The organism is Actinoplanes sp. CA-252034, from assembly GCF_050956125.1.
Lineage (GTDB): Bacteria > Actinomycetota > Actinomycetes > Mycobacteriales > Micromonosporaceae > Actinoplanes.
In genome coordinates this window covers 6,378,682-6,390,406 of the sequence record NZ_CP191846.1, presented here as the reverse complement: position 1 = coordinate 6,390,406, position 11,725 = coordinate 6,378,682, and the positions used below count along the sequence as shown (strand labels likewise).

The 11,725-nt window shown below is 70.4% G+C and carries 9 protein-coding genes; 3 read left to right on the top strand and 6 right to left on the bottom strand.

Translation table 11 applies throughout. The features are described 5' to 3' along the window. Positions 1 to 323: 323 nt before the first annotated feature. From ACQPZW_RS29495 to ACQPZW_RS29480, 4 genes are read right to left on the bottom strand one after another with little or no spacing between them, the layout of a single operon-like run. The gene (locus ACQPZW_RS29495) at positions 324 to 926 is read right to left on the bottom strand and encodes a TetR/AcrR family transcriptional regulator (protein WP_433789285.1); all 603 of its coding nucleotides are present in this window, start codon (positions 924 to 926) and stop codon (positions 324 to 326) included. A gap of 31 nt (positions 927 to 957) precedes the next feature. Beyond that, the gene (locus ACQPZW_RS29490; RefSeq protein ID WP_433789284.1) at positions 958 to 1,791 is read right to left on the bottom strand and encodes a carbohydrate ABC transporter permease; all 834 of its coding nucleotides are present in this window, start codon (positions 1,789 to 1,791) and stop codon (positions 958 to 960) included. A gap of 2 nt (positions 1,792 to 1,793) precedes the next feature. After that, positions 1,794 to 2,768, bottom strand: a complete 975-nt coding sequence (locus ACQPZW_RS29485; protein WP_433797652.1) for a carbohydrate ABC transporter permease — start codon at positions 2,766 to 2,768, stop codon at positions 1,794 to 1,796. A gap of 14 nt (positions 2,769 to 2,782) precedes the next feature. Next, on the bottom strand, positions 2,783 to 4,048 hold the full coding sequence (locus tag ACQPZW_RS29480; RefSeq protein WP_433789283.1) for an ABC transporter substrate-binding protein: 1,266 nt from the start codon (positions 4,046 to 4,048) through the stop codon (positions 2,783 to 2,785). A gap of 218 nt (positions 4,049 to 4,266) precedes the next feature. On the opposite strand from ACQPZW_RS29480, the gene ACQPZW_RS29475 reads away from it, so the two are divergent. Next, on the top strand, positions 4,267 to 5,826 hold the full coding sequence (locus ACQPZW_RS29475) for a class I SAM-dependent methyltransferase (protein ID WP_433789282.1): 1,560 nt from the start codon (positions 4,267 to 4,269) through the stop codon (positions 5,824 to 5,826). Here ACQPZW_RS29475 and ACQPZW_RS29470 read toward each other — a convergent pair. Next, positions 5,823 to 6,206 (bottom strand): ankyrin repeat domain-containing protein, encoded by a 384-nt coding sequence (locus ACQPZW_RS29470; protein ID WP_433789281.1) that lies wholly within the window; start codon positions 6,204 to 6,206, stop codon positions 5,823 to 5,825. The genes ACQPZW_RS29475 and ACQPZW_RS29470 overlap by 4 nt on opposite strands. A gap of 116 nt (positions 6,207 to 6,322) precedes the next feature. On the opposite strand from ACQPZW_RS29470, the gene ACQPZW_RS29465 reads away from it, so the two are divergent. Beyond that, a complete protein-coding gene (locus ACQPZW_RS29465; protein ID WP_433789280.1) occupies positions 6,323 to 7,552 on the top strand; it encodes an RNA polymerase sigma factor in 1,230 nt (409 codons plus the stop codon). 108 nt (positions 7,553 to 7,660) lie between these two features. Here ACQPZW_RS29465 and ACQPZW_RS29460 read toward each other — a convergent pair whose 3' ends face one another. After that, complete coding sequence (locus tag ACQPZW_RS29460) at positions 7,661 to 9,919, bottom strand: RNA polymerase sigma factor (protein WP_433789279.1); 2,259 nt, start codon at positions 9,917 to 9,919, stop codon at positions 7,661 to 7,663. Between the two features lie 232 nt (positions 9,920 to 10,151). Here ACQPZW_RS29460 and ACQPZW_RS29455 point away from each other — a divergent pair, with 232 nt between their 5' ends. Further along, positions 10,152 to 11,555, top strand: a complete 1,404-nt coding sequence (locus ACQPZW_RS29455; RefSeq protein WP_433789278.1) for a hypothetical protein — start codon at positions 10,152 to 10,154, stop codon at positions 11,553 to 11,555. Positions 11,556 to 11,725: the final 170 nt, after the last annotated feature.

Sequence of the window (11,725 nt, the reverse complement as noted above, 5' to 3'; positions counted from 1 at the left end):
CCGCCTGGGCCGCGCAGGGCAGGCCGCCTGGGCCGCGCAGGGCAGGCCGCCTGGGCCGCGCAGGGCAGGCCGCCTGGGCCGCGCGGGGCAGGCCGCCTGGGCCGCGCGGGGCAGGCCGCCTGGGCCGCGCGGGGCAGGCCGCCTGGGCCGCGCGGGGCAGGCCGCCCGGGCCGCGCGGGACAGGCCGCCCGGGCCGCGTGGGGCAGGCCGCCGGACCGGGGGCAACCGGCGGATGACGAAAGACCCGGAACGGACGGGCTTGTGCCCTCTGTCGTAATGGCTCTCGAGCTGCGAGGAAGGCAGCGGGAAGGCAGTGAGAGGCGTCAGGTGAGGAGGGCGTGCCGGGCGATCTCCTTCCAGTGCTCCAGCAGCGGCTCGGCGCGTGGATCCCGGGAGTCGAAGGCGTAGCTGAGTGCCGTACCCCGCATGCTCGTGAACAGCACCGGGCGCACCGGAAGGTAGAGGGGGCGGGCGACCAGATCGGGCCCGAAGAGCTGGTCCATCCGCTCGCGGATGGCCCGCCCGAGCCGCCGCTCGGCCGGCTGGATCGCCTCGGCCAGGGCCGGCTCGGTCCGGGCGGCGACCCACAGCTCGGTCGCCGCCCAGAAGCTGGGCTCCTGGAAGCCGGCCCACAGGCAGTCGACGACCACGGCGATCCGCTCGCCCGGACCGGACGCCTCGGCGATCCGTGACGTGAGCGGGTCCGGCACCGGCGCCTCCAGTTGCGCGGCGAAGATGTGGTGCGCCGCCGCGACCAGCAGCTCCTCCTTGGAGGGGAACTGGTGCAGCATCCGTCCGCGCGACATGCCCGCCTCGGCCTGGATCGACATCGTGCTGGTCCGGGCGTAGCCGTCGCGCAGCAGGCAGGCGACGGCGGCGTCGAGGATCCGCGAGCGTGACTGGAGGCCCCGGGCCGATGTGGTCATGAGCCGAAGAATACCGGTCGGAGCTGACTGTTCAGCCTTTCACCGCCCCGGTGAGGCCGCCGACGATGCGGCGCTCGAAGAGGCTGAAGAACACCAGGGCGGGGATCATCGACAGCGATGTGAAGGCGAGCACCTTCGCGGTGTCCACCGAGTACTGCGAGGCGAAGGCCTGCACCCCCAGCGGCAGCGTGAACGTCTCCTGGTCGTTCAGGATGAACAGCGGCAGCAGGTAGCTGTTCCAGCTGTTGACGAACGCGAGGATGCCGACGGTGATCAGGCCGGGCACCGACAGCGGCAGCACCATCCGCCAGAAGAAGCCGAGCCGGCTGCAGCGGTCGATGGCGGCGGCCTCCTCGAGCTCCTTCGGGATCGCCTGCAGGAACGGCACGAGGATGATGACCGTGGTCGGCAGGGTGAAGGCGATCTGCGGCAGGATGATGCCGGGCAGCGTGTTCACCAGCCCCAGGTTCTTGATCAGGACGTACAGCGGGGTGATCGCGACGGTCGGCGGGAACATCAGGCCGGCCGCGAACAGCGCGTACAACGCCCCCCGGCCCCGGAAGTGATAGCGGGCCAGCACGTAGCTCGCCATCACTCCCAGCGTGACCACGCCGGCCGTGGTGATCACGGCGACGATCGTCGAGTTGGTGACCTGGAGCCAGAAGGTGTCACCGGTCAGGACGTCGGCGTAGTTGCCGAACTGCCACGGGTCGGGCAGACCGGCGGGATCGACGGTGATCTGCGAGTTGGTCCGGAAGCCCCCGATGATGATGTAGACGACCGGGCCGAGCATGACACCGATGAGGGCGAGTGCGGCGACGTAGACGACCGGATTGCCGCGCGGGGCGTGGGTGGTCGTGGCCATGTCTACCGTCCTCCGGTGAGCGCGCCCTGGGTGTCCCGGCGCAGCACGAAACGCTGGTACACGAGCGCGATGATCATCGAGATGAAGAAGAGCACGACCGCCACCGCGTTGCCGTACCCGTAGTTGCCGGCGTTGCGGCCCTCGGAGACCATGTACGTCGCCATGGTCGACGTGCCGGCGGTCGAGGCGACGTACTGGCCCCAGATGATGTAGACCAGGTCGAACAGCTGCAGCGCGCCGATGACCGACAGGAAGCCCCAGATCCGGATGGTCGGCCCGAGCAGCGGCAGCGTGATCCGCCACTGGGTCTGCCAGTAGGTGGCGCCGTCCATCGCGGCGGCCTCGGCCAGCTCCTCCGGGATGTTCTGCATGCCGGCCAGGAAGAGGATCACCGCGAATCCGACGTACTTCCAGGTCAGGATGGCCATCAGCGTCCAGATGGCCAGGGCCGGGTTCGCCAGCCAGTCCTGGGTCAGCCCGTCCATGCCGATCGACCGCAGGACGCCGTTGAGCGCGCCCTCGCTCTGCAGCAGCAGGGCCCAGGCGGTGCCGGTGATGACCTCGGAGATCACGTACGGGACGAAGATCAGCACCCGGATGATCGACTGGCCGCGCATCCGCTGGTTGAGCAGCAGCGCGAAGACGAGTGCGATCGGTCCCTGGAGGACCAGCGACAGCACCACGATCTGGGCGTTGTGCCACAGCGCCTCGTGGAACAGCTTGTCCTGCAGGATGGTGACGTAGTTGTCGAACCCCACGAAGTTCGTCGGCGGGCCGAAGCCCTTCCACCGGTAGAACCCGTAGTAGCCGGCCAGGATGACCGGGGTGATCACGAAGCCGACGAACATCAGGACGGCCGGGCCGGACAGCGCCACGATCTCGAGGCGCTGTGCCCAGCCGATGCCGCGCCGGCGGGGCCGGGCCGGGGGCGGCGCCGCGACGCCACCCCCGTCCCGGACTCGACTGTCGGTTGTCAGGGACACCGAGACACTCAGCCCTTCTTGGCCGCGTCGTTGACGGCCTGCAGGATCCCGGCGACGTCACCCTTGCCGGCGAGCAGGTTCACCACGCCGACGTTGAGCGCGTTGCCGACGTTCTGGCCGTAGATCGTGTCCAGCCACTGCGACACGTACGGCGCCTTGTTGTAGGCGTCGAGAACCGCCTTCAGGTAGTCCTCGGTGACCGCGCCCTGGGCCTCCTTGCTGACCGGCAGCGCGTTGAACGCCTTGTAGTAGCCCTCCTGCACGTCCTTGGTGAGGATGTAGTTCAGGAAGTCGCTGCACTCCTTCGGCGCCTGCGCCGAGCAGGAGTAGCCGTCCGCCCCGCCCATGATCGCGGCCGGGTCGCCCTGGCCGCCCGGCACCGCCGGGAACGGGAAGTAGCCGAGATCGGGCAGCGGCTTGGCGTCCTTGGTGAGGGAGGCGATGACACCCGGGTCCCAGGCGCCCATCAGCTCCATGCTCGCCTTGTAGTTGGCGACCAGGCCGGCCGAGCTGCCCGCGCCCTGCTGGGCCGAGGTGGTCAGGAAGCCCTCGTTGAACGGCTTGGTGTCGGCGAACGCCTTGAGGTCCTCACCGGCCTTGGTCCAGCACGCGTCGGTGAACGTCTTGTCCTTGGCCGCGGCGTCGAGGGCGGCCGGGCTGCACGCGCGCAGGGCGAAGAAGTAGTACCAGTGGGCGGCCGGCCAGGCGTCCTTGCCGCCGAGGGCGATCGGCGTGCCGTTGGCCTTGAGCTTGGTGACCGCGGCGTTGAGCTCCTCGATGGTGGTCGGCGGCGCGGTGACACCGGCCTTGGTGAACACGTCCTTGGAGTACCAGAGACCACCGGGCAGGATCGAGACCGGGATGGAGTACGCCTTGCCGTCGACCTGCCCGGTCTTGAGGGCCGCCTCGCCGACCGCCTGCTTGGTGGCGTCGCTGATGTCCGCGGTGATGTCCTTGAGCTGGCCGGCCTCGACCATCGCGGCCATCTTGCCGCCGCCGCGCTGCAGGAAGATGTCCGGCGCGGAGCCGGAGTTCAGCGCGGTCTGCAGCTTGCCGTCCAGGTCCTCGTTCTGCACCTGCTGGATCTTGATCTTGACGTTCGGGTTGGCGGTCTGGAAGTCGGCGACCGTCTTGTCCCAGAACGCCTTGCCCGGGCCTGTGGTGGCGTTGTGCCACAGCTGCATCTCGACGTTGCCGCCGCCTCCTTTGTCGCCGTCGTCGCTGCCGGTGCACGCGGCCATGCCCATGGCACTGAGCGCCGCCACGACCGCCATCGCAAGGGTCCTTCTAGGTGCCATGGAGCCCACCTCTCAATTATCGAAAGTTTCGGTATGTTTCCGAAAGATGTCGCTCAAAATATGGAGCGGCAAACGCCGATGTCAAGACGTAGGGCTCGGTGGAGTTGAAACCTTCAGCAGTGTGCACAGTGACGTTCGGCTACCGATAGTTTCGGGACTTTCGATCAGCTCGGCGGCGGGTCCCGAAGACCGGTATGCTCCGAAGCCGGTCCAACCATGAGGTGATCCACATCAGCCTGCCGCCACGCTTCGTGCTGTTCCCCGGCCGCCACCACCTGCTGACCGCCTTCCAGGCCGAATACCTGCATCGGCTCGCGGCGGACACCGGCGCCACCGTCGTCTGGGCGGTGACGTCGGCGAACCACGACAACACCCGGCGCAACCCCGTCCCGTACCACCGGCGGGAAGCGGCGATCGAGCGGTTCAGCGTGGTCAGCGGCCTGCGGTCACTCGTCGTGCCGGTCTTCGACACCGCGCCCACCGACGCGTTCGCCGAGGTGACCCTCAAGAGCATCGCGGTGGCCACCGGGATCGACCTGACCCCGGCCGACACCGTGGTCGCCTGCTCCACGCCGGAGGTGGCGAAGCTCTACGAGCGGATCGGCTTCCCGATCGCCCTGGTCGAGGCGGATCCGGAGTTGCGTACAACGCCCGAACGCCCCTGGGACGTGCTGCTGAGACTGGCCGCCGGCGACGAGACGTGGCGCAAACTGGCCCACCCCGCCACCATCGACGTCTACGAGCGGTACCGGCTGACCGACACGGTCCGCACCGTGGTCAACGACCCGCTCGTCGGCGACGAGGGCGGGCTGACCGCCACCCGCGACTACCGGACGTACGTGGAGGCCTTCGCCGACGCCGCCGACCGCAAGTGGGCCGCGGTCCGCCGGCACGTGCGGCCCGGCCGGATCGTCGACATCGGTTGCGGCGCCGGTGCGGTCCTCGAGCTCGCCGACCGCGAGCCCGGCCTGCACGAGAGCGACCTGATCGGCGTCGAGGTCGCCCGGCACCTGTACTCCGAATGCGTGCACAAGAAGGCGCAGGGTGTCTTCCGCAACGCCAACGTGTACTTCTACCAGCGCAACGTCCTCGGCGGCGCGATCTTCGCCGACCGGTCGGTGGACACCACGCTCACCTTCGCGCTGACCCACGAGATCTGGTCGTACGGCCGGCAGCGCGCGTCGTTGCTCCAGTTCGCCCGGCGCATCTTCGACCACACCGCGCCCGGCGGCGTCTGGATCAACAGCGACGTCTGCGGGCCCGCCGATCGCCGCCGGCCGGTGCTGCTGCGGCTGGCCGACGGCGACGGTGACAACCCCGCCGAGCCGCGGCGTGATCTCGCGACTCTCGACTCCGGGGAGATCAAGCGGTACGTGTCGAGCCTGTCCACCCGGGCGCGGCTGGACCAGTTCGCGGTCGACTTCTCGTTCCCGTTCACGTTCGAGGCCGTCGGCGACGACACGGTCCGGCTGGAGTTGGGCGCGGCCATGGACTTCCTGACCCGCAAGGACTACGTCGACAACTGGCTCTCCGAGACGAAGGAGCAGTTCTGCGGCCTGTCCTTCACCGAGTGGGCGCAGCTGCTGGCCGAGGCCGGGTTCGAGCTGGACGCCGCGTCCGCCCCGATCCGCAACGACTGGATCGTCGACAACCGGATCGCTCCGGTCGCCACGCTCACCGAGCTCGACGGCGCGCCCCTCGACTGGCCGGACACCCATCTGCTCGTGGTGGCCCGCCGTCCGCGCAACAGCTAACGCAGCAGGGCGGCCATCTCCGGGAGCCGGAAGTACTCGGCGATGGCCAGCGCCGACGGGGAACCGCCGTCCGGGTCGGCGCCGGCGGCAAGTAGCGTCTGCACCGTGATCGGGTTCTGCCGGAACACCGCCGCCGACAGGGCGGTCTGGCCGCGGTCGTTGACCCGGTTCGGGTCGGCGCCATGCTCCAGCAGCGCGGCGACCGTCTCCGGGTGATCGTGGTAGGCGGCGAGGATCAACAGGGTGTCGCCCTTGTCGTTGGTCAGATTGGGCGGCAGGCCCGCCGTCACGTTGGCGGTCAGCTCCGGGGCGTCCCCGAAACGCGCCAGGTCGAACATGCGATGCGCGAACGCGAGCGTCTTCTCATCCAACTGGGTCACGGTGGGTCGGGTACCCGCAATCACCGGCACGAAATCACCGTCGCGGTGTCGGATCGAGGTCGCGGTTCTCGTGGTAGGGGTGACCGTCAACCCTCGAACCATCCGGAGCCAATCCCATGAGCGACGTCCACGAGACGGTCACGCGGGTCCACCATGCCGAGTGGGCCCGGATCGTCGCCGGGCTGAACAGGCGTTTCGGTGATCTCGACGTGGCCGAGGAGGCTGCGGCCGAGGCGTTCGCGACCGCTGTCGAACGGTGGCCGGCCGACGGGGTGCCACCCAACCCGGGCGCGTGGCTGACCACCACCGCCGCCCGGAAGGCCATCGACCGGATCCGGCGGGAGAGCCGCCGCGACGACAGACAGCGAGAGGCCCTCCTGCGGTACGGGGACGAGTCGCCCGAGCCGATCGGGGCCGTCGACGACGACCGGCTGCGACTGATCTTCACCTGCTGTCATCCGGCGCTCGCCATGGAGGCGCGGGTCGCGTTGACGTTACGCCTGATCGGTGGGTTGAGCATGCCGGAGATCGCGCGCGCGTTCCTGGTCGGCGAGGCGGCCATGGGACAGCGGATCACCCGGGCCAAAGCCAAGATCAAAGTGGCGCGGATCCCGTACCGGGTGCCGTCGGCCGAGGACCTCCCGGGGCGGCTCTCCGGGGTGCTGGCCGTGCTGTACCTGATCTTCAACGAGGGCTACCTCGCTTCCGGAGCGGACACCGATCCGGTACGGCAGGAGCTGACCACCGAGGCCGTCCGGCTGGCCCGGCTGCTCCACGGGCTGCTGCCGGACGACGGCGAGGTGACCGGGCTGCTCGCGTTGATGCTGCTCACCGAGGCACGCCGGGTCGCGCGGGTGTCGGCGAGCGGGGAGCTGGTGATCCTGGCCGAGCAGGATCGCGGAGCCTGGGACCACACGCTGATCGCCGAGGGGCACCGGCTGGTGCGGGAACGGGTGGCGTCCGGGATCGCGCCGGGCCGTTACCAGATCCTCGCGGCGATCAACGCGGTGCACACCTCGGTCCGCGACGTGCGGGACACGGACTGGTCGCAGATCGTCGCCCTCTACGACCACCTGCTCCGGGTGGACCCGTCACCGATCGTGGCGCTGAACCGGGCCGTCGCGGTCGCCGAGCTCGACGGGCCCGAGGTGGCGCTCGCCGTCGTCGACCGGCTCCGGGAGCGCCTGGACGGCTATCACGCTCTCCACGCGACCCGCGCCGACCTGTTGCGCCGGCTCGGGCTCAGTGGGCAGGCGCGCGCCGCCTACGATCGGGCCGTCGACCTGGCCGGTAACACCGCGGAGACCGCCTACCTACGGCGCCGGCGTGATCAGATCCGGTCGTAGCCCGTGCGGCAGGCGCATTCAGCCCGGCGGTCGCGCCGCGGTCTTCGCCGGCAGCCACCTCGCGGGGACAGCCCGGGTTCTCATGCGTGGCTCGTACCCTGTGAGGTCTCAGCCCCTGATGACCGCGATGGTGATCGTCTTCGTCGTCGGTGAGGCCTTGCCGCGGCTGCGGTAATCGGGGGTCTTGTCGACGAAAGGCCAGGCCAGAGAGCCGTCGGCAAGGGGTGCCAGGTCGCCGCCGACCTGGACGCCGAGTTTGCGGGCACCACCGGCCGGGACGCCGGCGGCGGTGAGCACCCGGCCGTAGGTGCCGGTGTAGCGGCCGTCGCAGACACCGGCGCCGCAGCCGCTGACCGCGACCTGATCCCAGACGACGAACGCGTCCTCGCCGAGGCGTCCGATCCGAACGTTGACGTGATCAATCTCGGCCGTGCTGGTCAGGTAGCGAATCGCCCGGGTCGACGGGTCCGTGGTCAGAGGTGTCGCCGGTGAGTCCTTGTCCTTCAGCGAGGTCACCGCGACGTTGTGGTTCTTCCAGCGGGCGGTGACCAGATACCCGAAGTCGTCGGCCGGGTCGGGGGAGGACCTGGACCAGCCGCGCGACTGCCAGGCCAGCAGGTACCGCCCGTCGCTGAAGCGGACCAGGTTGCTGTAGCTCCCACCGTCGCCACCGAACGGCTCGCCGCAGTAACCCGCCACGCACTCCTCGTGGTCGAGACGGGCCGCGCCCGGGCGGGGGAAGCCGATACCGGTGTTGAGGAACAGGCCGTCCTTCCAGTCGTTGGCGCACACCGACGCGAACGGCAACCTCTTCTCGGCGGCCAGCGCGATACCGGTGTTGTGGCTGCAACCCCAGGTCCAACCGCCGGAGACCGCGCCGCCGCTCGCGCTGCGGTAGGCGAGCTGGTCGCCGAAATGCCCGGACTCGTCACGGACGGCGAAGTACGCGCCGTAGACCGTGCCGTTCCACGCCAGGTCACCGACCAGCATCGGCGTCGACGTGGCGGCGTCGGTGAGCACGGACGCCCACGCCTGCTTCCCGTCGCGGTAACGGATCAGATAGGCGCCGCTGTCACCGAACGTGTTGCCGTTCGGGTCGGCCCGCCGGGTCAGCAGGGCGAAGCCGTCGTCGTGCGCGACCAGACCGCTCGCCTCCCGGCCCGGCACCACGACGTCGTCACCGCTGCGCCTCAGATCCTTGCCGAGCGGGGTGACGTGCACGTTCGTGCCATCGGCGGCCAGCCAGGCGAGCCAGGCGGTGCCGTTCGGAGCGACCGCGAACGGGGTTCGGCGGCTGTGCTGCTTGCCGCTGTATCCGGGGATCCGGTAGGCGAACGGGACGGGGAGAGTGATCGTCGTCGTGGTGATGGCGCCTTCCGTCGCGCTCGGTGACGGTGTCGGTGTCGGGCTGGGCGCCGCTGTGGCCACCCGCGACGGCGGGGCGGCGACCACTGCCGGTGGCGGCTCCGGATCGCGGTCGATGACGAAGAGCAGAGTGACCGCGAGCGTGACGACCGCCGACCCGGCGGCCACCAGCTTCCCGACCGGCAGCCCCGCCGACGGCGCCTCGCCCAGCACGGCGATCCTGGACTTCAGGTCCACCGGGACGGCGATCAGGGCCGCGCCGGCGAGCAGTCTCTCCGTCGGGACCAGTGACTTCGCGGCTGCGCCGCAGACGTCACACTCGCGCAGGTGGCGGGCGAGGCGCTTACGCCACAGGGCGCCCGGCACGTCGTCCCACCCGGCAAGCGCGGCGGTCATGCCCGGGCAGCGGTCGGGAGCGGCCAGAGCGGCGACGATGGTACGGGCCACGTCGAGCTGTTCGCGCATGCGCTGGATCCGGACGCCCGCGTGCGCCGCCGACAGCCCCATCGACTCCGCCACCTCGGCGCGGGTGAGGACACCGGCCGCCTCCAGCCACCACAGGGCGAGTGTCTCGCGATGATCGTCGTCGAGCCAGAGAGTGGCCGCGGCGGTCTGCCGGCGCTGCGTGGACATGTCCATCCGCAGCACCGTCGCGCCCGCGAAGTCCGTCGCCGGGTCCGGCTCCTGCGACTCCTCGTCGAACGGCGCCGTATGGCTCATGGCCGTGGTGCGCGTGCGGTGACGCTCGGTGACCTGGTGGCGGGCGATCGCCATGAGCCACGGCCGGAACCGCGACGGCTCCCGCAACGCCGGTAGATCCCGGACGGCACGCAGCATCGTCTCCTGCACCACGTCGTCGACATCCGGGTGGCGGCCCAGCATGCGGCCCACGAAGTTGTAGACCAGCGGCAGGTGATCGGTGACGAGCGCGCTGATCGCCCGCCGGTCGCCGGAGCGTGCGGCGACGACGACGTCGGTCTGGATCTGATCAGTGATGGTCATGGCGTGAGGCAGGGTACCGCCACCTGCCCGCCGCGCGGGGTTGACGAATGTCTCCCCGAAATCCTGTTACGACAGGCCCGTCCGCTCCGCCGTCGCGGCCGCCGGTTCGCCTTTCACCGGCCATCCGGCTCGTCGTTCGGTCCGGTGGGATCTCGTCCGCGAAACCTGTTATGCGGCCGGGGCCTGGCCCGCCATACCCGGTGTCAGGACGTCCGGATCTCAGGAGAACACGATGAAACCATTCGCGGGACGGCGGCGGGCTCTCTGGGCGACGGCTGCCTTCGCGGTCGTCGCCCTCGCGGCCTGCTCGACAGGCGCGGGTTCGCAAGGGGCCACCGACCCGGTGCCCGGTCAGCAGGTCGCGGCCCCGGCGTCGGGATCCGAACCGGCCACCGCTTCCGCGCCGTCGGCGTCCACCGTGCCCTCCGCCGGCGCCGCGGCGCCGAGCGCCGCCACGCCCAAGGCCTCGGCGCCCGCTTCGACGGCTACCGGTAGCTGCGCCCGTAAGGCCTCGGCGACTCCGTCGGCGACGGTGACGCAGGTGTCGCTCCCGGCGAAGGTGGCCGGCTACGGGCAGGAGGGCGACACCGAGAACCTGCCGATGGCGATCGCGGCCCGGCCCGACGGCGGGTCGTGGCTGGCGTGGCTGAGCACGAACGGCAAGGTCTACCTGGGGAGGCTGGGCTGTGACGACAAGCTGGTCGGTACGCCCACCAGCTTCACCGGTATCGACCTGCAGGACGTGGCGGCCGACGCCAAGGGTGGGGTCATCCTCCTGACGCGTAAGGGCGACTGCGGTGGGGGAGCCCTCTGCGGTGGCACGTCCAGCCCGTGCAACACGATGCACATGATCCGCTTCGACCTGAACGGCAAACTGGTCTGGGAGCGGCAGGTCACCAACCTGACCGGCGGCCGGACGGGGTACGACGACGGCGCCCGGTTCATCTGGTGGTACCAGCACCACGGGCGGCTGGCGACCAACGGCTCGGACTGGGCCGCCTACTTCGGTGTCGCGATCACGGTGAAGAACGGCGACTGCGTCGACGTCCACGAGGGCGACCGCCTGCAGGTGGTCGACGCCGGCGGCAGGCTGCTCACCGGGCACCGGGACGCGTTCGAGGTCGGGTGCAGCCACGCCTGGACGTCACGGGTGGTGTGGGATCCACGGACGAAACGGTTCGCGGCGGTGTGCGCCACCGACAACTCGTGCCGGATCGCTCAGCCCAACCCGTACCGCACGGTCGCGGCCGGCACGTGCGACGGCACGCTGTTCGGCGGTGACCTGGTGCTGGCCGCGTCGAAGGGGTACTGGACGGCGTGGAGCCAGGGCGGGAAGGTCCGCCTGGAGAGGTTCACCACCGGCACGTCGACGTCCACGATCAGCACGGGGATCGCCTCCGCGCATCCGCATCTGGTGTCCTTCGGGAGCGGGCGGATGCTGCTGGCCTGGCAGTCGGGCTCGGGGATCGCGGCGCAAGCGTACGACTCGGGCACCGGCAAGGCGGTCGGCAGCCGGCTGAGCATCGCGGTGAAGGACCACTCCTACCAGGCGTTCAAGGCTTACGCCGACGGCAGTGTCGCCTACCCGGCGGCCGGCTCGTCGACCTCGGCCGTCAAGATCGCCCGGGTCCTCTGACCGGTCCGGGGCCGGCGCCTTCACCGGGGCCGACGTCCCGGGTCGTGCTCCCATCGAACGGAACCGGCTCCGTCGGCCTCCTGGAGGTGAGGGCCTTCGCGTCGTGAGGATGCGAACGTGAAGGCCGCGGCCGAATGAGCATGTCCGGGACCACGGTCCGACCGTGGTCC